The organism is Granulicella sibirica (assembly GCF_004115155.1).
Lineage (GTDB): Bacteria > Acidobacteriota > Terriglobia > Terriglobales > Acidobacteriaceae > Edaphobacter > Edaphobacter sibiricus.
In genome coordinates, this window is record NZ_RDSM01000001.1 from 1,129,401 (window position 1) to 1,153,304 (window position 23,904).

19 protein-coding genes are annotated in these 23,904 nt (G+C 59.7%); 8 read left to right on the plus strand and 11 right to left on the minus strand.

The genetic code is table 11. The annotated features are described in order from the left end of the window. Window positions 1-31 precede the first annotated feature (31 nt). Window positions 32-670 (plus strand): nuclear transport factor 2 family protein, encoded by a 639-nt coding sequence (locus GRAN_RS04800; protein WP_128911834.1) that lies wholly within the window; start codon window positions 32-34, stop codon window positions 668-670. Window positions 671-1,119: 449 nt separating this feature from the next. Here the strand turns inward: GRAN_RS04800 and GRAN_RS04805 are convergent, their stop codons facing one another. The 5 genes from GRAN_RS04805 to GRAN_RS04825 all read right to left on the minus strand — a co-directional run bounded on the left by GRAN_RS04805 (window position 1,120) and on the right by GRAN_RS04825 (window position 5,790). Next, entirely contained in the window at window positions 1,120-1,476 is a 357-nt protein-coding gene (locus GRAN_RS04805) for a VOC family protein (RefSeq protein WP_128911835.1), read from the minus strand. A gap of 60 nt (window positions 1,477-1,536) precedes the next feature. Continuing rightward, window positions 1,537-2,100: a DUF4199 domain-containing protein gene (locus GRAN_RS04810; protein ID WP_128911836.1), complete on the minus strand. Its 564-nt coding sequence runs from the start codon at window positions 2,098-2,100 to the stop codon at window positions 1,537-1,539. A gap of 132 nt (window positions 2,101-2,232) precedes the next feature. Beyond that, window positions 2,233-2,754 (minus strand): response regulator transcription factor, encoded by a 522-nt coding sequence (locus GRAN_RS04815; RefSeq protein ID WP_241654335.1) that lies wholly within the window; start codon window positions 2,752-2,754, stop codon window positions 2,233-2,235. Between the two features lie 7 nt (window positions 2,755-2,761). After that, window positions 2,762-3,724 carry a 3-keto-disaccharide hydrolase gene (locus GRAN_RS04820; protein WP_128911837.1) on the minus strand — a complete coding sequence of 321 codons (963 nt, stop codon included), beginning with the start codon at window positions 3,722-3,724 and terminating at the stop codon, window positions 2,762-2,764. Window positions 3,725-3,804: 80 nt separating this feature from the next. After that, window positions 3,805-5,790, minus strand: coding sequence for a PP2C family protein-serine/threonine phosphatase (locus GRAN_RS04825; protein WP_128911838.1), 1,986 nt, complete (start codon window positions 5,788-5,790; stop codon window positions 3,805-3,807). A 233-nt stretch (window positions 5,791-6,023) separates the two neighbouring features. On the opposite strand from GRAN_RS04825, the gene GRAN_RS04830 reads away from it, so the two are divergent. Continuing rightward, on the plus strand, window positions 6,024-6,617 hold the full coding sequence (locus GRAN_RS04830; RefSeq protein WP_128911839.1) for a hypothetical protein: 594 nt from the start codon (window positions 6,024-6,026) through the stop codon (window positions 6,615-6,617). An 805-nt stretch (window positions 6,618-7,422) separates the two neighbouring features. Here the strand turns inward: GRAN_RS04830 and GRAN_RS26915 are convergent. Continuing rightward, window positions 7,423-8,013 carry an SgcJ/EcaC family oxidoreductase gene (locus tag GRAN_RS26915; RefSeq protein WP_421800799.1) on the minus strand — a complete coding sequence of 197 codons (591 nt, stop codon included), beginning with the start codon at window positions 8,011-8,013 and terminating at the stop codon, window positions 7,423-7,425. A 416-nt stretch (window positions 8,014-8,429) separates the two neighbouring features. On the opposite strand from GRAN_RS26915, the gene GRAN_RS04840 reads away from it, so the two are divergent. Continuing rightward, a complete protein-coding gene (locus tag GRAN_RS04840; RefSeq protein WP_128911841.1) occupies window positions 8,430-9,692 on the plus strand; it encodes an MFS transporter in 1,263 nt (420 codons plus the stop codon). 365 nt (window positions 9,693-10,057) lie between these two features. Here the strand turns inward: GRAN_RS04840 and hemL are convergent, their stop codons facing one another. Then, window positions 10,058-11,398 carry a glutamate-1-semialdehyde 2,1-aminomutase gene (hemL, locus tag GRAN_RS04845; RefSeq protein ID WP_128911842.1) on the minus strand — a complete coding sequence of 447 codons (1,341 nt, stop codon included), beginning with the start codon at window positions 11,396-11,398 and terminating at the stop codon, window positions 10,058-10,060. Window positions 11,399-11,488: 90 nt separating this feature from the next. Between hemL and purM the strand changes: the two genes are divergently transcribed. Together purM and purN are read left to right on the plus strand one after the other, a co-directional pair. Beyond that, window positions 11,489-13,024, plus strand: coding sequence for a phosphoribosylformylglycinamidine cyclo-ligase (purM, locus tag GRAN_RS04850; protein ID WP_479680599.1), 1,536 nt, complete (start codon window positions 11,489-11,491; stop codon window positions 13,022-13,024). Next, window positions 13,021-13,626 (plus strand): phosphoribosylglycinamide formyltransferase, encoded by a 606-nt coding sequence (gene purN, locus GRAN_RS04855; protein WP_128911843.1) that lies wholly within the window; start codon window positions 13,021-13,023, stop codon window positions 13,624-13,626. The genes purM and purN overlap by 4 nt, the downstream gene beginning before the upstream one ends. Here purN and GRAN_RS04860 read toward each other — a convergent pair. From GRAN_RS04860 to GRAN_RS04875, 4 genes are all read right to left on the minus strand, one after another. Beyond that, the gene (locus tag GRAN_RS04860) at window positions 13,623-14,699 is read right to left on the minus strand and encodes a site-2 protease family protein (RefSeq protein WP_241654337.1); all 1,077 of its coding nucleotides are present in this window, start codon (window positions 14,697-14,699) and stop codon (window positions 13,623-13,625) included. The genes purN and GRAN_RS04860 overlap by 4 nt on opposite strands. Before the next feature lie 99 nt (window positions 14,700-14,798). Further along, on the minus strand, window positions 14,799-16,007 hold the full coding sequence (locus GRAN_RS04865; protein ID WP_128912969.1) for a S1C family serine protease: 1,209 nt from the start codon (window positions 16,005-16,007) through the stop codon (window positions 14,799-14,801). Between the two features lie 130 nt (window positions 16,008-16,137). Beyond that, window positions 16,138-16,818, minus strand: coding sequence for a dephospho-CoA kinase (coaE, locus tag GRAN_RS04870; RefSeq protein ID WP_128911844.1), 681 nt, complete (start codon window positions 16,816-16,818; stop codon window positions 16,138-16,140). Between the two features lie 27 nt (window positions 16,819-16,845). Next, window positions 16,846-17,829, minus strand: coding sequence for a bifunctional 5,10-methylenetetrahydrofolate dehydrogenase/5,10-methenyltetrahydrofolate cyclohydrolase (locus GRAN_RS04875; RefSeq protein ID WP_128911845.1), 984 nt, complete (start codon window positions 17,827-17,829; stop codon window positions 16,846-16,848). 186 nt (window positions 17,830-18,015) lie between these two features. On the opposite strand from GRAN_RS04875, the gene GRAN_RS04880 reads away from it, so the two are divergent. The 3 genes from GRAN_RS04880 (at window position 18,016) to ppc (ending at window position 23,893) form a co-directional block, all read left to right on the plus strand. After that, window positions 18,016-18,264, plus strand: a complete 249-nt coding sequence (locus tag GRAN_RS04880; RefSeq protein WP_241654338.1) for a hypothetical protein — start codon at window positions 18,016-18,018, stop codon at window positions 18,262-18,264. 189 nt (window positions 18,265-18,453) lie between these two features. Further along, entirely contained in the window at window positions 18,454-20,850 is a 2,397-nt protein-coding gene (locus GRAN_RS04885) for a patatin-like phospholipase family protein (RefSeq protein WP_241654339.1), read from the plus strand. Window positions 20,851-21,076: 226 nt separating this feature from the next. Further along, a complete protein-coding gene (gene ppc / locus GRAN_RS04890; RefSeq protein ID WP_128911846.1) occupies window positions 21,077-23,893 on the plus strand; it encodes a phosphoenolpyruvate carboxylase in 2,817 nt (938 codons plus the stop codon). Window positions 23,894-23,904: the final 11 nt, after the last annotated feature.

The window sequence follows — 23,904 nt, forward strand, 5'->3', positions numbered from 1 at the left end:
CAACAATAGAGACAAAACACGGAGGCGACAGATGCAAGGTGAATCGAAGACCGGCCGACGCAATTTTCTCGCAACCGCAGTAACGGCAGCCACTTCAGCTCTCACGGCTGGTCTCTCTCATGTTGACACTCTCGGCCAACAAGCGGGGGCCCACCCGCACCCGACGACATCGTCGCCTCTCTCCTTCGACAATCTGTACGACACCTCAATCCTCGCGACAGCACTGAAAGGCGAAGCCGCCGACCGCCTCGCCCTCCGTCGGCTCGTCGACGCTTGGGCGCACTGCGCCGACAGGCGCCTCGCTGAGCAGCAATCAAACCTCTTCGTCCCCGACGGGGCCATCCTGAACTACGAAGGAGATCCCAAAACCCACGAGCCACACTCGACGATCAAGGGCAGAACCGCCATCCGCACGGCCCTTGCTGTCCTCAACACCTTCACGGTCACCTTACACATGAATGGTCAGAGCGACGCCGTGATCCAGGGCGATCACGCCATCGGTGAGACATATTGCCTGGTCCATCAATTCACAGGGGCAAACGAGCAGCGCAAATGCCAGACCCTGGGAATCCGCTACTACGATCAGTTCCTTCGCCAGGACCACCGCTGGTTCTTCGCGGAGAGGAAACTCGTCATCGACTGGTCCGACACGCGCATGTCCGTCCCGTGACAACAAACGGCCCCCCGCGGGCACCCGTGGGCGAGGTACGGCGATACTTGGCGTCTAACGACCCGCCAGCAACAGGTACGCAGCCGAGGTGAGGATCATGAAAGCCGCCGCTCCGAACATGTAACGATCTTCGACCGTCATGAAGCGCCTCCGAGTGGCAAATCTGCCATCCGGATATATCGACTGCGCTGCTGGCCCAGTTCAGTTCCGGGCGCAACTCTTCTCAGTTCGCTCAGTCTTTCACGCAGCTGCATCGATTGCTACTGAGGCCGCCCTCGTGATGGCCACGACTGTGATGTCATCGGATTGCCCCCGCATTGCTTCTGGAACAACGACACGCTGCCCGAGTAGCACGAAGCCTGGGGTTATATGGCGAATTTCTTCGACCGGGAGCTCGATCGCGGACACAACGCATGACAGAAGTTCCAGCCAGCCTCGCATCGATACGCTTAGGCGGGCTGCCACAGCTCGACACGATTTCCTTCCGGATCCGTCAGCCACCCGAACTTTCCAAAGTCATAGCTCGCCCGTTCCGGATCGACCGTGACACCTTCCGCGATCAAACGGTCCATCACGCCATCCAGGTCATCTACCTGTAGATTGAGCATCGCCTTCTGGGCCGGCGGGAAGTAGTCATTGTCCTGTTTGAAAAGGGAGAAGACAATCTGGGGATGTTGCGTCGGCACAGGAAACGCAAAGGCTCCGTCGGGCTTTGTCAGACCGAGATGCTGCTCGTACCAGGCATACAGGGCCTTCGGATCGTTCGCTCGCAAAAAGATACCGCCAAATCCAGTGATGGAAGCCATGCTTTCTCCAGGGAAACCTTTGTTATCCAGATTGAGTGGGTGGCGGACGGGAGGCTCGGGCTACGCCCCGGCCTCTTGATTTGTTGTCATCATAGCGGCAGACGGTTCAGCGGCGCCCTTGCGGCGAAGGATGGCTGCCGAGATCAGAGTAATGATAAGGCCGACCGGCAGAGGCTCCATGAAGGTGTAAGCCATGTTCACAAAAGGGTTCTGGTAGAGCTGCTGAGAGCGCTGGATGGCAGCGACCTTAGCGGCTGCGGCGGTCGGGTCAAGTCCCGAGGACTGGACCATGTGAATCTGCGCGGCGAAGTAGCTGTCCATGAAGTGGGGCATGAAGTTGAAATAGAGAATCTCCCACATCCCGACGTAGAAGACGCTGCAGATGAGCGTGATCAGGATGCCGCAGGCAAAGGCCCGCCCAAAGGAGATTTGGCCCCCAGGCGTGTTGTCGCGGTAGCTGCGGACTCCGAAGTAGACCAGTAGGAATGACGCCACCATGTTGGTGTAGCCGAGAACCATGCTGTGGGCTGAGCCAAGCTTGCTCGCGAAGATCAGCGAGGTGCCCATCAGGACGGAGATCATGACGCCGGAGATGAGCCCGAAGGTGAGGACGGTTTTCTTCATATGAGCCTCCTGATGAAAGTCCCGGTGCGGGTGCGACTGGAGTCACGATGCGATCAAACATGCCCGAAAGTCGTCATTCTTTCGAGTGATTTTGCGGAAACGCAGCCAAAATCGTACTTTCGGGTGACGCCTTCACGGCAGGAGCCCCAGTTCTTTGCCCCGGAGAACAGCCTGGGTCCGGCGCGCGGCTCCAAGCTTGTCGAAAGCGCGGGCACAGTGTGTCTTGACTGTGTTCTCCGAGACGAAGAGCTGCCTCGCGATCTCGCGATTGCTCAGCCCCAGCGCGACCAGGTTGAGAATCTCAAGCTCGCGCGCCGTGATGCCGGTGGTCTGCTGCTGAGCAGTATCGGGAGCAAACGGTTCGGCAGCAGGGGCCTGAGCCGGCACAACCACCTCCCTCACCACGACCGTTTCCCGGATGGTCTCACGGCCACGCGTGATGCGAAGGCCAAGCCAGATCCCAAAAGCCGAGAACAGCAAAGCCACAAGCGCACCGTACAGCTCGACGGAGTGCTCGATGACGATGAATCGGTATTCGGTGTACTGCAGCGTGGCGATCAGCACGCCGCCGACGACACCGAAGATGAGGACGTGGCGCTTCATGATGGCGTTGTGAAGAAGTATATCCACACCGGCCCGAACCCACGCCTTCATCCGGACCTTACTTCTTTGGAACGGAGATGGTGATATTCCGGTACTGGATCACCCCGTGGTGATCCCCCTGCAGGTAGAAAGGCCCAGGCTCAGCCTCATTGCTATCCAGCGCTCCCCCGGTCGGCCCGGGAATCTCGACGTTGTCGTGATACATCTTGCCATCGCGCAAAACCGTTACATGCCTGCCCACCAGCGTGACGTCGAAGGTCGTCCACTTTCCCAGACCATTCTGCGCACCCTCTGGCGGCGGAAAGTAGCTGTAGATCGCGCCCATCTCATGCGATGGCAGCTTGCCGCCTTCGGTCCCCACCTGCAACTCGTACCGTCCGCGCAGGTAGATGCCGCTGTTTCCACCCTCCGGGCAGTTCACCTCGATATGCAGCTTGAAATCCTGGAACTTCTCCGTGGTCATGATGTTGGCAGCCCCATGCCCCCGCTGACCGGGCACCTCCGGATTGTCATTCACCAGTTCCCCATCCCGGGCCACCCACTTGTTGTTCTCGACATTGCCGATCGGCTCCCAGCCTTTGAGGTCCTTGCCGTCGAAGAGCGCCCTGGGTTTGGTCCACTCCTTCGGCACTGGCCGATCGATCAGGGGCGCCTTCACCCCGGCGAGCATCGGCCCGTCAACGTCACCCTTCTTCTCGACGCCCGCCAGCTTGCCCGCGCTCGGAGACGTGAGCTCCCACGTAAGCGCCGAGCCCGCCCCCGCATCCCCAACGACAACAACCAGCTTGCCCGACGCGATATGAGCGTCCGTGATCGGATGCCATGCACCACCCCGCGGCTGAACCCGGCCTTCGATCTTCCCGCCGTCCTCCGTAAGCTCGATCCATTGCGGATACGGTTTGCCGGTGGCGGGAGTGACCGTCATATCCCAACGACCGAGGAACTCTTTCACATCTTGCGCGAAGAGCGGCGAGGCGAGCGAGGTCGCCAGGAGAGAGACAAACAGGATCTTCGTTTTCACGCGTTTGAGTGTAACGTCTTTGGCCCCTACCATGTCACCTGCTCCCATTAAGACCCGTTGAAAGCCTGTTTTTATTGGGGTCAGGCGGCAACGTGGATGGCCACAGGGGTCGTCCTCGTGATGGCCACGACGGTAATATCATCCGACTGGCCGAAGTGCTTGGCCGCGGCAGCGATCTCAGTCGCCGGATGGGTTGCAATCTTCTGGCTGCGATCGAACCCGAACAGTTCTCCCTCGCCATTCTGTGCCTCGACGACGCCGTCGGAATAAAAGGTGACTCGGCTGCCTTCCGGGAGGAGCACGCGCCTCACCGGAAACGCCGAGCGGCTCAGGATTCCGAGCGGCAGCGCGCCCTCCAGGTCCAGTTCCTGTCCGTCGATGTAAGGAGACAGATGGCCCGCATTGGCTATCTCGACAAAACCATCCGGCGAGAAATACGCAGCCAGCGCCGTCGAGAATCCTCCTCGCGACCGTCCCAGCAGACGTTCATTGAGGCTCGCCAGGATCTCTTGAGGATTGTGCGTAAACTCCGCCGTGGCGCGGATGGCGCCGACGACAACCGACACCAGCATGGCCGCCGGCAGGCCTTTCCCGGCCACATCGCCGATCACCAGAAGCAGTCCCCCGCCAGCAATTGGCACGATCTGGAAAAAGTCGCCGCCAACTTGTTGCGCCGGGACATAGACGCTCTCGATCGCGAAGCCCGGCACCAACTCGATCTGCTCCGGAAGAATCACCTGCTGCACCTCGCGCGCGGCTTCCAGCTCGCCCTCGAGCTGCGCCTGCACGCGGCTCGTCCTGCTGGCGCGAAGCACCATGATGATAGACAGGGCGATCGTCGACAGAATCCCCGAAACATCGTTCAGTGAGATCGCGAAGGGCCCCGCCGGAAACCGCTGGATCAGATTTAGACCGCGCCGCGCCGCCGCGCTCCAACCCGGAATGTTAAACAGCAGCGCCAGCGCGTAGTTGGCGTAGATATACAGGCTGAAGGCAATCGCCGGGATGAGCAGGATGCCCGCCTCTCGGTTGCCGCGACGAAGATGTACTCCGAGAACGATCGGAATCACTGCCGCCAGCAGGGCCACGAACAACAGATTGGTCAGCAACCCGTAGCTGCCCGGTAAGTTTGGCAGAAGACCCTGGTTCGCCAGATTGCTGTAAGCATTCAGCAGCCCTGCAATCCACAGAAAGACGCGGAACTTCCGACCGATCCTGACACTGACGAAGGCGAAATACATCGCGGCGGTGAGAAAGGGCAAGAAGATCGTGAAGCCGGCATTCAGGAATCGCCACCCGATCGGAATGTTATGAAAGAGGGAAATGACCCGGACAGGAAGTTCAGCCAGCGACACCATCCCAAGGCCGAAGATCCACAGGTATTCGCGATGACGCCGCTGAGAAAGAAACAGCGCCAGTGCAACCAAACCCAGGGCGACCGTGGTAACCGAATCCACCATGCTCCCGAAATTCTCGCCAATAACTTCGAGCCAGTCCTTGTCCGCCAGTGCCCCGTCCGGACCGAGCGTAAGATTACCGGTCGAGAGTCCGGGAAATTCGAGGCCCCACTCCTCCTTCGCGATGCCGGCGCGCACCGCCACAACCAGGTGCCCAGTCGCGACCATGCGATCCGGAATGCGTACAAGGATCGGGGCGTTGTAGGTGTAGGGGCGGAGCGGAGCGACCTGGCCTGAGGCCATCAGCCGTTCTCCGTTCACATAGATCTCAAAGGCGCGGGCGAGCGTCTCTTCCCGCAACGCGATACCCGTCTGGGCTGGATCGACCCGCAGGCGGACCCGATACCACACGATCGGCGGATGCGCCCCGTGAAGGAACGCCGAAAGAGAACGATGCAGGTCGAACGCAGCCCACGTGGAATCGTCGAAACCCGGCTCGGCATAGGAGGCACTGTCGCCGGGCTGCGCCAGCCAGCCGTCATCGAGGTCGCGCGGGACAGCAAGCCGCGTGGCGTCGAAGACCGCTGGCCGGGCCTGCGCCTGAAGTTCCGTCGAGCCGGAAGCCAGGATGAGAGCGAGACACAGTCCGGCCATTCGCCACTTGGTCATCGCGAAGACAGCCTCGCGTAACAGAGTCTTCAATCGTCCTCCCAGGGCTCCGTCTGCAAAAATACCTCAAGCGGACAGATAGGCGTCACCCCCTGCCCCGCAGCGCAACTCTTCCTTGATGATTCCACACCCCGCGAAGTCCTGTTCGCAGCCTGCCAAGGACCCAGGACGGCCAGGAGGAACGAAGTTGTCGAAAACGCTGTTTATCATTCGTGCTGAAGGATGACGCCCATATGCGTTTACTCGTCCGATGCCACCTGGCCGTGATTCTCGTTGCCGCCCTTCTCGTTTCGGTAAAAAGCATCGGACAGGAAACGCCGCCCGATACTCTCCAAATCGAAGTTGTTAGGGACAGTGGAGCGCAAACTGCCGGGCCTCTTTTCAAGGTCGAAATGCGCAACAAGACGAATCATCCGCTGATCCTTTACCTTGGGTTGAACGTCGGCGGAAAAGACTACGCCGGTGAAATCAAGTTTTCGCTCACGGACGTAAACGGCAGGGTACATCATCTGGTGAAACGAGATCCCGCCTATATCGCGGGTAGGATGGGGGCTTATTCAGTGACGCTCCCGGTCGGCGGCACCTTCGAGCTACCGGCGATTGATCTTGAGGACTACTGGTCTTACGAACCAAAGATAGCTGCCTTGGAGCTTCCTGCTGGCCGTTACTCTTTGTCTGCGGAATACACGGGCCACAATCCTAATGACGATTTCACCATTGAGAAGGGCAAGCCGCCCTTTCATGAAATCTTCTGGATCGGAACCGTTCACTCCGGGACTTTGCAGTTCGAGCTAGCCTTGCCAATGAGCTACAAAGACAAACGTTGACCAGTGTGAGGGAGGATTGTTAGCCACTGCTGCGGAGACTGGAGCGAAGTCAGTGCTGTCGCCAACTTCGATTTTCAACGCACTCCGGACCAGCCGAAGTTGGTCAAAACGCCGTTTTCAGGGAGTGGAATAAGGCGGGCCGTTTAGACTTCTTCTGTGCAAGCTTTCGGCAAGCGGTTCTCAAATTGGTGGTTGCTGGCGCTTGTTCCAATTGGACTCATCGCCTTGCCTGTCTTGCTTATGGGTTTCTTCATGGCGAATAACTTGGCTGGGGCTTTGTTTGGCCCTCCTGCGATCTGGAACCGCCCATGGCGGGTTCCACCACGCGACGAGCTTGTTGGTCACTACATGGAATCTGAACGCCATCTGGACGAGAGCAGACCTCCCGCTCCGGCCAGCCTAACCTTGCAGGCAGATGGGTCGATGACAGTTGCTAATCTACCGGCTGACTTCGGCACATCCACTTGTACCCTCTCTGGGAGAGGAAGCTGGGCAGGGCCTGATGATGACGGTATTCGCTTGACGGTTGTTTCAGACGAACATCCTGGCTCGTGCCAAACCGGTTCATATGCAGGGCTAGAGCTGGCAGGACATTCAAAGCCCTATCGCTTGTACTGGACAGTCGGAGACCCAGATTCAGGCACAGGAGTCTGGTTTGGGAGAAGGTGAGAGCGGGTCACTCCCGCAAAGTCGGTTTTTCGGAAACTGTGTCGGCAACAGGCCACCGAACCAATGCAGCTTCCCATAACCCCGTTTTCAGGGCGCGACGATGTACCCGGAAGCATTGGTTCAGCGATCACCTCCTCTACTGTGGCGTGCGAGGGGTGCTTTGCGGAGGTCGCGACGCATCTGGAGGTGCAGCGACCTGAGTGTTCTGGAAGGAGTTCAAAAGCCAGCGCCCTCCCTCTTTGCTCAAGATGTACGTGCTTCGTGATTCGCTGGGTGGCCCATCGCCGTGACGATCGACGTTTGTGGTGATAACAACGGCGACGTCGGGACGGATGAAGCGGATCTTCTCGACAACTGTGTGCCTCTGAATATCGTGAAACGGTCCGGCCTGGAGTTTGGTCATGACCCCCACAAAAGGTTCCCGACCTTTTATCCAGCCGCCAGTGAGGTTGATGTAATCTGCATCCGCTACCGCCGTCTGCGCATTGGTGATTTGCTGAGCGTCATGATGACTCCAGGCTGTGTCCAGGTCGGCGAAGCGTTGCCTAATTGCCTGTTCGTCACCCAGACGGGGCTCCTGGGCTGAGACGTGAAGCGTTGTAAGCGTCACTACGGTAGCAACGCAGTAGATAGATAGATAAAGGTGAATCGGGCGCATGAGGAAAACTCCTTTTGGGCAAAGATAGTCGGGACCATTACGTGGACTATGGATGAGCAATATTCCCATTACCAGTCCCCACAGAGCCTCAATTCCTTCATCAAGAACACTCAATTTATCTCAACCGTCGTATGTGATTGAAAGCAAGCCATTATTACTCGCGACGATACTCGGCCCTACGATCAGAAACGCCTAGTAGGGACTTTAGGGCTGGCTTCGAATCGATATTGGCTCCCGGGTCCAATGTTCGTTTGGACATTTAGCTCCGACTGAGGGCACGCAATCGGCTCGGCGTTCCCCGAAAGTCGTTGTTTTCGGCAAGCCCGGCTAACCACCGCTAACACGGGCATCAGCGTCACTGCCAGGTGCGAGCACCCCCGGCCCTTGCGGTGCGGTCTCAACGCCCGCGGAGATAAACCTGAGCCGCTCGCACGCCGTCCACATCTAAACCGCAAGTTAGGTCGCGCGCTAAGATCACAAAACCCATGGCCACCGCTCCAACCTCGCCGGCACCCGAACCTCTCTCCATGGGCGCGGTCCTCCGCATCCCCGCGATGCGTCGCCTCTGGTACGCCCAGATCGTCTCCACCTTTGGCGATTTCCTCGCGCTCTTCGCCGTCATCGGCATCATGACCTTCAAACTGGCCGCCACGCCCCAGCAGGTCATCGGCGTTCAGATCGCCTATCTCGTCCCCATCGCCATCCTCGGCATCGTCGCCGGAGTCTTCGTCGACCGCTGGCCGCTCAAGCCCACCATGGTCGCCAGCGACCTCATCCGCGCCGCCCTCGTCCTGCTTCTCCTCTTCGCCACCCGCGTCAGCCACTACTACGCCGTCCTCGCTGCCATCAGCGTCGTCTCCAGCTTCTTCGGCCCCGCACAGGGAGTCGCCCTTCGCTCCATCGTCCCCTTTCACGGCCTCCGCTCCGCCAACGCCCTCATGCAGCAGGTCATGTTCGTGATGCGCATCGCCGGCCCCTTCGTCGCCGCCATGCTCGTCTCCGCCTTCGGAGCCAAAAGCTGCTACTACGCCGACGCCGTCAGCTTCGTCGCCTCCGGATGCCTCATCGCCAGCGTCGCCTTCGGCAAGCTCACTGCTCCCGTCACGCCCGCGACACCCGCCGCCGCATCCGAAGCCACCGGAGTCACCCGCATCTGGCTCGACATGAAGCAGGGCTTCGACTTCATCATCCATCACGCGGCCCTTCTCTTCACCCTGCTGGCCCTGTCCTCCGGAATGTTCGTCCTCGGCTGCTTCGGCCCGCTCATCGCCGTCTACGTCCGCGATAGCCTCCACGCCTCTACCCGCACCTTCGGCTTCGCCAGCTCCGCCATCGGCATCGGCATGCTCTGCGGCATCAACGGCCTCACCGTCTTCGCCAGGAAGGTCAAGAACACCTACCTCGTCTACGCAGGCCTCTCCGGAATCGCCGCCGGCCTCGTCCTGCTCACTCTCGTCACCCGCTTCTGGACCACGATCGCCGGAGACTTCGCCATCGGCCTCTCCGTCTCGGGCATCATCATCCCCGCCCAGACCCTCATCCAGCAGGAGACCCCGCCGCCCCTCATGGGCCGCGTAGGCTCGACCGTCATGTCCTTCATCTTCGGAGCCCAGATCCTGGGCCTGATCGTCTCGAGCGTACTCGCCGAGCGCATAGGCGTCCGCCACGTCTTCGCCGTCTGCGCCGCCCTCCTCGCTGTCCTGGTCGTCGTAGGCCGCCTCTGGATGGAGCCCCGCGAGTCCGCCTGACCCCCAAAGTCTTGTCAAGCCCCTAAACGGCTTAACTTATTCATTCTAAAAGGAAAATAGAGTGTCCTTTTAGTTATGGTGAGTTCGATACAATTAAAGCAGAAGGAAAAGAGAGAACTCGCCGCCCCAGGGCCGGACGACTCTTCCTGAACTCGCACTTGCCTTGCTGGTTGTCATTCCCGAAGGGAATCTGCGTTTGCACTTGCTTTTCTGGTTGTCATTCCCGAAGGGAATCTGCGTTTGCATTTGCCCCTCCAGGCCTAAGTCCTTTGATAACTAATATTTGGACGCAAGTCCCCTGCAATGAGTCATTTACAGGCCATCACCACCCGCATCTCATTGCAAGAAAAAGACTTACGCCAAGGCTATGGGGAGGGGGGGGTACCCCCGCAGCGGCACCAAACCGCGGCTAAAGCCTGACGAGCCGCCGAAAGTGCAAACGCCACCTCTTCCGGCCCATGCGCCATCGACACAAACGCAGCCTCGTACTGCGAAGGAGGAAGCCACACTCCCGCATCGAGCATAGCCCGATGAAAACGCGCAAACGCCGCCGTATCGGACATCGCAGCCTGCGCAAAGTCCTCAACTGGCATCGGCGTAAAGAACCACGTAAACATCGACCCGACCCGGTTAGTCGTAATCGAGATCCCAACCTCGGCAGCCAGCGCCGCGACGCCCTCCGCGATCGACCGCGTCGTCATCTCCAGATGCGGATAGATCACATCCGCATGTGCGATCAGGTGGGAAAGCTGCGCGATCCCGGCCGCCATCGCCAGCGGATTCCCCGAGAGCGTCCCGGCCTGGTACACCGGCCCAAGCGGAGCGAGGAAGTTCATCACATCCTCCCGCCCGCCGAACGCTCCACAAGGCAGTCCACCGCCAACGATCTTTCCCAGCGTCGTCAGATCCGGCTCGATCCGATAAAGCTCCTGCGCCCCACCAAGCGACAACCGAAACCCCGTCATCACCTCATCCAGAATCAGAAGCGCACCATACCTGGTAGCCAACTCACGAAGACCCTGTAAATACCCGGCCGCCGGCAAAATTGTTCCGGCATTTCCCACCACCGGCTCCACGATGATGCAGGCAATCTGATCCTGATGATTCTCGAACGCAAGCTCAACAGCAGCCAGATCGTTGTAAGGCAGTGCCAAGGTATGCATCGCCGTCTCGGCAGGAACTCCAGCCGAACCCGGAATCCCAAACGTCGCGACGCCCGAACCAGCCTTCACCAGCAGAGCATCCGCATGTCCGTGATAGCAGCCCTCGAACTTGATCACGAACGATCGTCCCGTAAATCCCCTCGCGAGCCGAATCGCCGACATGCAGGCCTCGGTCCCTGAGCTGACGAACCGCATCTTCTTCACCGACGGAAAGCATCGCTGCACCAACTCCGCCAGATCCGCCTCACCCGCATGACTCGCCCCAAAGCTCGCTCCACGAGCCGCGGCAGACTGAATCGCCTCCGTAACCGGAGGAAACGCATGCCCCAGGATCATCGGTCCCCAGGAACCGAAGAAGTCCAGGTATCGGTTCCCATCTGCATCGTAGAGATAAGCACCATCCGCACGCTCGACAAACGGCGGATCGCCGCCAACCGCCCGGAACGCCCGGACCGGCGAATCGACACCACCCGGCAGAAAGGACTCCGCTCGCTGTTGCAACGCCCTGGAACGGGTAAGAACGCGTGAACTGGAAGATGACATTCGTACCAGTATAGGTCGGACAACCAGACAATTTCCCTGTAACGCCGAGCGCTTTGCTCTCCCTATCAGGATCATGGGAGGATATTTTCAGTGAGCGACCAAACCCCGGCGATACGGGAAGACAAGAAGGCGAACGAGAGCAAATTGAGGTTGTTGAAAGCACCCCTGCTAGACTGGCATCTCCAAACATTCACCGCGATCAGCCACTGGAGCAAGACCTTGCCGGACGAGACACTGCCGCCACCTGATGTTCAAACCGAGAAGACGACCGGCTCTGAGCAACAGTCCGCAGCCACTGGTACCGAGACACCCGACGTCGACGCAGGCGTATTCAAGCCCCTTTATCCCACAGACTTCGATGACATCACTGACTTCGGCGCGATCTGGAGCGTCGGTCCCAGCGGCCACGTCCCAGCGATCCGCCCAAGAGACGGACGCGGTCCCGGTGACGCAACGGTTGTCCACGGAACCCGCGGTCCCGCGGAAGGTGGAAAGATAGGCGAGCGAGAGAGACGGAAGATGGAGCGTCGCGCCGCCAGCGCGCAGACCCTTGAGATCGTTCCGGCCAAGGAACAGAAGACTCCTGCAAAGAAGGCATCGGTCAGCTATGCCGACGCGGGCGTGGATATCTCAAGCGGCGACCGCAGCAAGCAGCGCATCAAGATGCTCGCCCGCAAGACGTTCAACAAGAACGTCCTCAGTGAGATCGGCGGCTTCGGTGGTCTCTTCGGCCTCGACCTCGAGAAGTTCCCCAATCCCGTCCTCGTCTCGAGCGCTGATGGCGTCGGAACCAAGCTAAAGGTCGCCTTCGAGCTTGGCATCCACCACACCGTCGGTCAGGACCTCGTCAACCATTGTGTGAACGACATCGCGGTGCAGGGCGCAACACCCCTCTTCTTTCTCGACTACCTCGCGACCGGCGCGCTCGATCCAGCCATCATCGAGACTGTGGTAACGGGTATCTCGGAAGCCTGCCGCGCAAACGGATGCGCCCTCATCGGCGGCGAAACTGCCCAGATGCCCGGCTTCTACTCGGATGGCGAGTACGACCTTGCCGGTTTCATCGTCGGTGCGGTCAGCCGCGACAAGATCATCACGGGCTCGACCATCGAAGTCGGCGATGTGCTGATCGGTCTTCCGTCGAACGGTCTACACACCAATGGCTACTCGCTGGCCCGCAAGCTCCTGTTCGAGGTCGCGAAGTACGGTCCGGATCAATACGTCAACGAGTTGAAGGATAAGACCGGCGCGGCGCTGATGCGCACGCACCGCAGTTATCTCGCCATCATCAAGAAGCTCTGCTCGTCCGAAGTTGTGAGCGGCATGGCCCACATCACCGGCGGAGGGATCACGGAGAATCTGCCGAGAATCCTGCCGAAGGGGATGGGCGCGAGCATCGATCTCGCCTCCTGGCAGGTTCCGCCCCTTTTCGAGCATCTCCAGGAACTCGGCAACGTCGAAAAGGACGAGATGCTCCGTACTTTCAACATGGGCATTGGCCTCATCTGCGTTGTTCCGGCCGAAAAGGTGAAGAAGGCTAAAGCTGTCCTTAACCGGGCAAACGAGCGGCACTGCATCCTAGGACGCGTGGTACGCGGCGAACGGAAGGTCAGCTACACCGGATGACGCGGATCGGAATCCTGTTAAGCGGGCGTGGATCGAACTTCGTGGCCATTGCCGAAGCTATTCGAGACGGGTCTCTACCCCATGTCGAGATCGCGATCGTTCTCTCAAACCGGGAGGACGCCGGTGGTCTCGAAGCCGCCCGCGCAATGGGAATCCCAGCCCGCGCAATCATTTCCAAGGGCATGAAGCGGGCCGAGCATGATGCGCTGATGATCCAGGCGCTACGCGGGGCTCGCGTTGAACTTGTCTGCCTTGCCGGATACATGCGAGTCCTGACCCCGGATTTCGTCGGAGCGTTCCCGGGTGCTATCCTCAACATCCACCCATCGCTCCTGCCGTCCTTTGTGGGGCTTGATGTCCAACAAGCAGCGCTCGACTTCGGCGTCAAAGTAGCTGGCTGCACCGTCCATTTCGTCGATGAAGCTGTGGATCACGGAGTCATCGTGCTCCAGCGGACCGTGGATGTGCTGGACGAGGATACAACCGAGACGCTCTCGGCACGGATCCTTGTCGAGGAGCACAAGGCATACCCCGAGGCAATCCGCCGCGTAGTCAGCGGCGACTATACAGCCGTCGGCCGCCGGTACATCCGGCTCACCTAGCTGTTGAACATGCCGTAGTTTCCGCGTGTGAGGTCGGGAGCAGCCCACATGATTGCTCCCAGCGCAAAGAGCAGCAGAGTGAAAACGATCATTGCGCGGCTGCTTGGCTGCTCCGGCGAAGGACCGCGAACAGCACGCCATGTCATCCCTGCAGCGATAGCGAGAAAGACCCATTCCCGTAGCAGCGCATAAAGCAGGACCGACGTCACGATGAGCAGGTACCGCTGCAACCGGTTGAGAGCGAAAGTGGCCTGTGCACCATCAAGCCCGAGCACCGGGACAAGATTGAACAAGTTAAGAAATGCCGCCGAGTATGCTAACGCCAGGAAAAGCTGCGAGCTGTAAACATGAGCAAGAGTCACGAAGCCGACAGCGGTAAAGAGTCCGAACAGCGGACCCGCAAGGGCAATACCCGAGAGAATCTCAACAGAGACACCCTCGTGATACCACCGCACATAGGCACCGAGACCAGGGATAAAGAGCGGCAGATCAACCTTGAGACCGTAGCGCCGCGCGGCGATGTAGTGGCCGATCTCGTGGATGAGGATCGCGCTGGTGAATCCCAACCCGAATCGCCAGCCGAACAGCGCCCAGTACACTCCGAAGAACGCCAGAAAGCTGAAAAGGAACTTCAGCTTGAAGATCGCGAAGAGAAACGTCTTTGCCTTTAGCAGAAAAAAGGCAATCGGCGCGAGCGGGCCAAGCCGCTTGGTCCAGCGAGCCTTCCGCTCGTCTTCTGACCGGAAACGGGCGTCGATCTGGGCGATGTGATCGCACACGGATTTAGCCTGGGACGACTCAGGTGGAAGCCAGGCAAGCGCCTGCTGCCATGTCGCGCGCGCCGGGCCCCACTCCGACGCCGCCTCCTGCTGCGCGGCGGCCGTGGCGATACGATGCAGGTGCGCACTATAAATAATCATGTGACATTCCGGGCATTGCAGCGTGCCGGGAGGAAGCCACAGCGAACACTCGGGGCAGTTACTAATCGGAACAGCCGCTTCGATGAGGATCGAGGTCTCGCTGGAGGCCTTGAAGGTGGCTGGAGAATCGGTCTGAAGTTCTTGCGGAGTCACCTGTCTATTAGACGACAAGAATGGGATCAAGATGCAGCGATTGACTTGCCGCGCCAGTCAGTTGTGTCCAACACTCCTTCGCTCGAGCCCGAAACACGTCTACGCCTGCGGACCGGTCGGCACATCTCTCGCATCGCTCAAGGTGACGCGAACGTCCATGCGGCGTCTGCCGCGGAAGATCGAGAGTGTCACGGTATCCCCAGCGTGATGCGAGTTTAGGGCACCCGAGAGGTCCTGAGCCGATTGGACGTCCTGTCCGTCGATCGCCACGATGAGGTCACCGCCAAGCATCACCGGGGTGTTGCCCTGGTAGGCACGCTGTGTCCCCCCCTTGAGCCCGGCCTTCTCGGCGGCGCCACCGGGAAGTACCCGCTCTATAAGAATGCCGTAGTCCGAGGGAAGACCGATCTGCTCCGCGATATCAGGACCAATCGGCAACGTAGAAATGTCGAGAGCAGGGCGACGAACGCGGCCATATCGAGCGAAGTCGTCGATGAATGCCTTGGCCGTGTTGATCGGAATCGCGAAACCGATACCAGAGGATTGATCCGCCCCGTTCGAAGCGATCAGCGTTGTAATGCCGATCACCTCTCCGCGCGAATTGAGAAGAGGTCCACCTGAGTTGCCGGGATTAACGCTCGCATCCGTCTGAATGGCGTCTTCAATCGGATTGTTCTGCGGACCATGAATCGACCGTATCGCCGAGATAATGCCGCGAGTCATCGTACCGGACAGACCAAATGGATTGCCAATCGCATACACGCGCTGCCCCACGATGAGGCCGTTCGATTCTGATAGGGTCGCCGGGGTCAGGTTCGGGGCGTTGATCAATAACAGAGCAAGATCATGCCCCTTATCGACCCCTACAATGCTGGCTTTGTATTTGTGTTTATCGGCGAGGGTGACTTCAATCCTCTGCCCGCCATCGATCACATGGTTGTTGGTGAGGATATGTCCCTGCTTATCAAGCAGAAAGCCCGACCCCTGCCCCTGCTGAGGCACGGGACCATAGAAGAAATCATAGGAGACCGTCGTGGACGTAATGTTCACAACAGAAGGCAACGCCTTCTTGTAGACAGCGATATTCTGCTGTTCCTCCGTATCGAAAGCGGGGGCGGCGGAGGCTTCAGTTAACTCGAAGGCACCCAGCGGTCCGGTCACGTTTTCTGTGTGGAGCGCGTTCGATGCGGCCGCCGGTAGCAGATTGCGGACCCAGGGACGCGGCGCTCCGGACGATGCTCCGCGCGTGGTCAGGTAATAGAAACCTGAGAGGAGAACGAGGACCAGGAGGACGGGACGGTATTTCATGGGCTTCAAGGGTTCTGTTCCCTTCTTCCCTTTCGGAGCGAAGAGTGCTTTCTCGGAGTGTCGGCCAGCCTGCCTCCAAAAATGGTTCGACGCAGCCCGGTTCTCCCGGGTCTCTAGGTTCGACACGTTCTTATTGTAGCGATTCCGTGGAGTCCTGGAGCAACTCAGGAACTCTGGCAGCATCCGCGAGGATGGGCCAGAGAGCCTCAACTTGCCGCTCGAGGCCTCCGAGCGAGCCATCGTTTCGAATGACGTGATCGGCCAGGGGAACAGCGACTTCGTCGGAAACCTGAAGCGCGAGCCTCCGCCGGGCTTCAGCCTTCCGCACCTCAGGCCGGTCCGCAGCAGAGCCGGTGCGCCGCAAAAAACGCTCTAACTTGTCGTCTTCGGACGCGGTGACAAGAAGAATGCGGGCAAAACGGCCCGCTCGCGGGTCCCTTGACGGATGTTTCGGGTCAAATAGCAGGGCCGATTCCACAAGGAGCACGGCTGACGGGTTCTGGGCCTCAATAGCCTCCGCCAGTTCTCCTTGCCGGGCGATCACCGCCGGATGGACGATAGCGTTCAATTCCTTGGCATGGCCTTCGGCAAAGGCAATGCGGGCCAGAGCTGGCCGATCGAGCGTCCCATCTGGCTGCAAGACGCCTGGGCCAAAGAGCGCAACAATGGCGTCAAAAACTGGCTTTCCCGGCTGCATCAGCTCTCGACCGATGGCGTCGGATTGAAGCACATGAGCCCCCCGCTTTTCGAATAGGCTGGCCACGGTGGACTTACCGCTACCGAGATTGCCGGTCAAGCCTACGCGGAGCATAGTTGGTCCTTGCGGGCTGTGCGAGCCCTACTTCTTTCCGCGGCGAGCCTTGGCGGCTGTCACCGTGTTTTGCATGAGCATCGCGATGGTGAGCGCACCGACCCCACCCGGAACAGGTGTATACGCCCCCGAGAGCGCAAATGCAGCAGGATGAATGTCTCCCACGACAGTCGACCCACGCTTGGCAAAGAGGGCGGCGCGGGCTTCGTCGTTCGGAAAGAACCGAGCGACTTCAGATGCATCCGTCACGCGATTGATTCCAACATCGATGAGCGTCGCACCCGGCTTAATCATCTCCGGCGTGACGAAGCCCGGGCGCCCGATTGCAGCAACGAGGATATCGGCCTCTCGCGTGTGACGAGCGAGATCTGCGGTGTGGCTGTGGCAAACGGTAACCGTAGCCGAGGCATTGATCAACATCGAGGCGGCCGGCTTGCCAACGATATCTGAACGGCCAAGCACAACGGCGCTCTTCCCCGCGATAGGAATCTCTGAGCGGCGGAGGATCTCCATGATGCCGGCTGGAGTACAGGGAGCGAGTGCCAGCTTGCCTGACTTGCTCGTCGCGCTGCCCGAGTAGCCCTCGGCCAGCAGACGCCCGGCATTGATCGGATGGAAGCCGTCAACGTCTTTCGCGGGATCGACGGCTTCAAGCAAGCGGCGCGTGTCCACGTGTGCCGGGAGCGGAAGCTGGATGAGGATGCCATCGATATCCTGCCGTGCGTTGAGTCCCGCGATCAGATCAAGTAATTCTTCGGTCGTAATCGTCTCAGGCGGCGTGAGCATCTCGGAATAAATCCCCAGTTCCCCGCAGGTCTTCACTTTGGAACGAACGTAAATCTGCGAAGCGGGAACCTCGCCTACGAGAATCACCGCGAGACCCGGCGTAATACCTTCAGGTGCAAGGGCGCGAACCTGTTCGGCAACTTCGGCCTTGATACCGGCGGCAATGGCGATGCCATCAAGAATGCGTGGAGAGTGGGTGAGTGAGGCTTTCGATTCGGGAATCATGCTGTCCCTATCGTATCGCGTACCAGATTTCGGAACCTCCTAAGGAAGTATTCACCTCAGTTCGGGACAAAAGAGTTGATCTACGTCTGCATCACACTGCAACCCGAGGGCGGGAACGTGGGTCTCAGTACCTAGACGTTCGATTCCTCTGGACTTGTATGACATAGCCGAAAGTGAGGAGACCACGTGGATACCTTGAAGATGAGTGCGGTGGAGAAGTTTCCGATGGCCGATCTATCCGGTCTGCGCGACGAGTTGATGCAGTCGGGCCTCGATTCCTGGCAGATCGCCGAGTTGATCAGCAGCTTTTTGATCGCGCGTGGTTATGGGGTATCGAACGATGCGGCACGGAGTGTGGCTAACTCCATCGAACTGACCGGATGTTCCCTACAAAACATGCAGGACGAACTGGAGAAGCTCGCCTTTGTCATGTAAACACTGGCTGTTGTCATGTAAACAGCAGCCTTGCTATCTGGGACGCGCGCGATTGTCTAACCTAGAGGAATGAGTTCCCCAGTCTGGCAACAAGTGCCGAGAGACGAAAGAGAAGATAGGGTAAGCACTTCGCTGCGGAGCCGCATAGCGGGATGTGCGCTGACAGGAGTCCTGGCAGTCTCGTCAGGATTGGCAGCTCAGACGCCAATCACTCAAGAGCCATCTTCATCCTCAGCGGGCCAGCCCTCGAAGGACGGGTCCGGCAAGCAGCAGCTTGGCGTCCAGACGCCTGGGCAGAAGAACGGGGGAACCCAGATGCCGGCGGCTGGCACGGACCCAGCATCGGGCAGGGCGGGTGACCAGGGCGGTCCAAGCAAGTCGGCCAATGGTTCTGCCAGTGGGGTTCCCTCAACCGCACCCTCGGTTCCGCCCCCCGGTCCAAACGGTCGGCGAAGGATCGGAGTGGCTCTCGGTGGCGGCGGAGCACTCGGCCTAAGCGAGATTGGTGCGCTGCAGTGGTTCGAGGAACACCATATTCCGGTCGATGTCATCGCAGGAACAAGTATGGGCGGAATGATCTCGGCCCTCTATGCGACTGGCAACTCAATCGACCAGTTGAAGGCCGTCATGAACGACCAGGTTTTCGGCTCCGTTTTCCGCATTTCAACGTCCTATGCCAGCCGGAGCTTCCGACGCAGAGAAGACAGCCGCGACCTGCCCAACGGACTCACGATTGGCCTGAAGCATGGGGTTTCCTTCCGCAATAGCGTGCTGATCGACCAGGGCCTCAATTCGTTCCTCGACCGCGAGTTCCTCCGCTACGATGACCAGGTAGACTTTAACACCCTGCCCATCCCCTTCCGCTGCCTCTCGACGGACCTAAACGAGGCACGCACAGTCACCTTCGCGCGCGGATCCATCCCAGATGCGGTGCGTGCGTCTATTTCGATTCCGGGCATCTACAGGCCGTTCGAGATGAACGGGCATGAGTACGTGGATGGCGCCGTTCTCCAGAACCTTCCGGCCCAGACCGTACGCAACGATCTCGGAGCCGATGTTGTTATCGCTGTGAGTCTTCCACTCGTGCCTGTCGGGAAAAAGGATCTCGACTCAATTGTTGGCGTCCTGCAACGCAGCTTCAGTGTCGCGATTGAAGGCAACGAGCGTGCTTCACGCAAGCTCGCGGACGTGGTGGTGGAGCCAGACCTTACGGGCTTTTCAGCAGGCGACTATCTCAAATCCGCGGAGTTGGCGGAACGTGGCTATGCTGCCGCGGAGAAGATGAAAGATTCACTTCTCCCCTATGCCGTAGACGACGCAGCATGGAATGCTTACCTTGCACAGCGCACGGCTCGCAAGAGGGGACCGGCAGGAACGCTGCTGCGGGTACGTGTCGCAGCACCAAATGAGGGTGTGACGAAGAACGTCGAGCGCATCTTTGCTCCCCTCATCGATCAACCTGTGGCGACCAATAAAGTTGAATCGCTTCTTGCCGCCATTCGCAGTGACGGTAGGTACGACGCGGATTACACGGTTGGGTATGACAAGGGGCCGGACCGGCGCCCAGTCCTTCTGGTGACGGTGCAGGATAAGAAGACTGGCCCGCCTTTCCTTGAGCTGGGAGCAAACGTTGCGGCGCAGACCGGTGGCATATCGCGAGCGACGATCGAGGGCATCCTGCTCGACCAGGATTTTGGCGGGTACGGCTCGGAGTTGCGGTCTCACATCAAGCTTGGCTATCTCACCGATTTCGATTCAGAGTACTTCCGGAAAGTGCCAAACTTCCTCCAGATTCGCCCGGCGTCGCCGGTAGGGACCATGTTTGTGGCGCCGCACGGGGGTATTCTGCGGCAGCCCTTCCCGATCTACCAGGGCAAGACTCGGGTCTCGGAGCGGGAGCTACAGAAGGCGGGTGGCGGGGTCGACATCGGCTGGACGGATGGCCGCACCACCGAGATACGGGCGGGATGGGAGGAGAACGACATCCGCTGGCATGAGCAGATCGGCATCCAGGATGGACTGCCGAATGTCTATGGAAGCATGCAGCGGGCGCGCGTCCGCTACGCGCTCGACAGGCAGGATAAGGCATTCGTGCCACAGTTCGGGTATCGCGTGACGGCGGAAGGGGGCTATCTGTACGACGCAGCGGGTGGGGCTAACGCGCCGGTCTTCGACACCCAGATCACACTGGGGCACAAGTTCGGCAAAGAGATCGTGGCGTTTGGCACGGAGGGCGGGACGATGTTCGGCCGGAACGTGGCGCAGCCATATCGCTTTACGCTTGGCGGCCCGCTACGCCTTTCGGCGAGCGCTCTCGATGAATTGCGTGGAACCGACTACTTCCTGGTGAGGCCGGTGATTTTGCGAAAGGTGGCCAGCCTTCCGGCTGTTCTGGGGCAGAGTATCTATGTCGGCGCGGCCTATGAGGCGGGGCAGATGCGGGCTCCGGACTTCCGGACGGCGACGCGGCAGGATGTCTTCTTAGGGGTTCTGGCCGAGACGCCTGCGGGTGTGATCTCGTTCGGACCTGCGCTTGGCGATGGCGGCCGTTACAAGCTCATCTTCACTCTTGGCAAGCTGTTCTAAGGTATCCCCCTCTCCCTATGAAAACCCTAAAGTCTTCGAACGAAAGACTTTAGGGTTGGACTTCGAGGATTTCGCCCGCTAAAGTCTTGAAAATAAAGAGCCTTTATTTGTAAAGTCTTGATTCTAAAGAACCTATCCACATCACGGGAGAGGGGCGTAAATAGCTCATCCGGGCGTTGGCGAGCAGAAGTGGGTGGAATGGAGCTCTCCGTAGATAATCGTCGTTATGCCGTCTCTATGGAGTCCAACCGATTGGCCGCAGCGTCTCGCGGAGCTGCAGGCCGCCACTGGTGATGTGAAAGAAGTTCCGCTGCGCCGCGATGTTCGCTCGCTGGGCATGCTGCTTGGCGAGGTGCTGCGTGAGCAGGCCGGAGAGCCGGTCTTTGAGGCTGTCGAAGAGTTGCGGAAGGTCGCCATCGCGCGACGGGAAGAGGATGCCGAAGGCGATGCGGCGGGGGCGCGGAGCCATCTGCAACAGGCTTTGTTTCGTGTTCACGGGCTGGACCTTGCCACCTCTTACAAACTTGCGCGAGCGTTCGGGTTCTACTTCGAACTGATTAACCTGGCTGAGACCAACCATCGGAAGCGGAGGAGGCTGGCGAGCCAGTTGCAGGTGGACGCCCCGCCGCAGCGTGGATCTTTGCGCGGAACGCTGCGGAGGATGAAGGCAGCCGGATTGAGCGCCGAGGACGCGATGGCGATGCTGCGGCGGGTGTGCGTGACGCCGGTGTTCACGGCTCATCCGACGGAGGTGGCGCGCCGGTCGGTAATGTTCAAGCGCAGGCGGATTTCGGATTTACTCGAGCAGTTAGACAGAGTTCCGCAGCCGGAGGCTACTCTCGAAGGGCTTGAGCGGGATGTGCTGGCCGAGATCACGGCATTGTGGCAGACGGACGATGTTCGCAGCGCGCGGCCGACCGTGCGAGACGAGATCCGGATGGCTCTCGACTACTACGAGTCCTCCCTCTTCGATACACTTCCGGTTCTGTACGAGGAGGTTGCCGCGGCGTTCTGTGCGGAGTATGGAATCAAGGAGACGGCGCTGCCGCAGCTCGTAAGCTTCGGATCCTGGATCGGCGGGGATCGCGACGGTAATCCGTTCGTGACGCCCGAGGCGACCCGCGAGGCGCTGGGCATGGCGAAGGCTCTGCTCTTTTGGCACTATGGGCAGCGGCTGCAATGGATCTTCGAGCAGTTGGGGAGCTCGACGCAGCAGGCTCCGGTTTCGGGTGAGTTGGAAGAGCTGCTCAAGCGATATCAGGCTGAGATACGGCTGTCCGGCCAGACGGAGATCAACTCCCGCTTCCCGTTCGAGTCGGTTCGGCTTGCAATCGTTTGCGTCATGATGCGGATTGGCGGGGTCCCTCAGGCTGCCGTTCTGAGCGGCGTAACCGTGGGGCTGAAGCCTTATGTAAACGGCGCGGAGATGGTTGCGGACCTGTTGATCGTTCGGACGAGCCTCGTTGAAAACCGTGGTGAACGGCTGGCGCGGATGCTTATCGATCCGCTCATCATGGAGGTGCGGACCTATGGGCTGCATCTGCAGACACTGGATATCCGGCAGCATGCGCGCGTTCACGCGGTGGCGATCCAGGAACTTTCGGCCTGGAGTGCGCCGGTCGCGGGAAGACCCCTCAGCGTGCCGCCCGGGCTGTCGCCACAGACGCAGGAGGTACTCGATACCTTCCGGGCGATAGCGCAGTTGAAGACAGAGTACGAAGCGGAGACGATCCGCACTTATGTGATCAGCGGGGCGACGTCGGCCGAGGATGTGCTCCAGGTGGTGTGGCTTGGGCGGCTTGGCGGCGTGAGGATCGAGGCTGTTGAGGGCGATCCGGGGCTGATGCCGGTGCCGCTCTTCGAATCGATCGAAGACCTCCAGAATGCCCCGGCGATCTGCCGCGAGCTTTGGTCATCGGAGACCTATAAGCCTCTGCTCGAATCGTGGGGAATGAGGCAGGAGGTCATGCTCGGCTACTCCGACTCGAATAAGGATGGCGGCATGATCGCGAGCACGTGGGAGATCTACAAGGCTCACCGCGCGGTCCATGCCGTGGCGCGTGAGTGCGGCGTGACACTGCGGCTGTTCCATGGCCGAGGCGGAACGGTGGGTCGGGGCGGCGGGCCTACGCACAGGGCGATCTACGCGCAGCCGCTCGACAGTTTTTCGGGCGAGATGCGCATCACCGAGCAGGGTGAAGTGCTGAACTGGAAATACTCGGATGTGGTGCTTGCGGAGAGAAACCTTGAACTGATGATCGCGGCTTCGCTCGATGCCGTGGTTCGGCCCGATCGTATCGTCGCAAAGCCCGGCACGGCCTGTCTTACGGGCGAGTTGAAGCCAGAGTGGGAAAAGGTGCTCGATACGCTCTCCGAGACGTCGTATGCGTTCTATCGGAAGCACATCGTCGACGATGCCGAGGTCTTTACCTACTTCGAGCAGGCCACGCCGGTATCCGAACTGGAGCATGCGCAGATCGGCTCCAGACCGGCGCGCAGGACAGATAAGAAGGCCAAGCGGTCGATGGCCGACCTGCGTGCGATTCCGTGGGTGTTTGGATGGATGCAGAGCCGGCAGCTTGTTCCGGCATGGTTCGGCGTCGGGCATGCGCTTGCGAACTTCGCGGAGCAGCCTGATGGGATGGCTCTGCTACAGGTGATGGCGCGGGAGTTTCCGCTATTTCTTGACATGGTGAGAAACGTAGAGATGGCGCTAGCGAAATCGGACTTCGGGATCGCGCGTCTGTATGCGTCGCTGGTGGAGGACGAAGGCCTGCGGGATCGGGTGTTCTCGATGCTGGAGGCGGAGTTTACGTTGACGCAGAAGATGATTCTCGGCATCACCGGACAGACTTCGGTGCTGGAGAAGAATACGGTTCTGGAGCGGTCGATCCGGCTGCGGAATCCTTATGTCGATCCGATGAGCCTGATCCAGGTGGAGCTGATTCGGCGCAAGCGGGCCGGGGATGACTCGCAGGAGATGAACCGGGCGATTACGGCGACGATCAATGGGATTAGTGCGGGGCTAAGGAATACGGGTTGATTCTGTGGCGA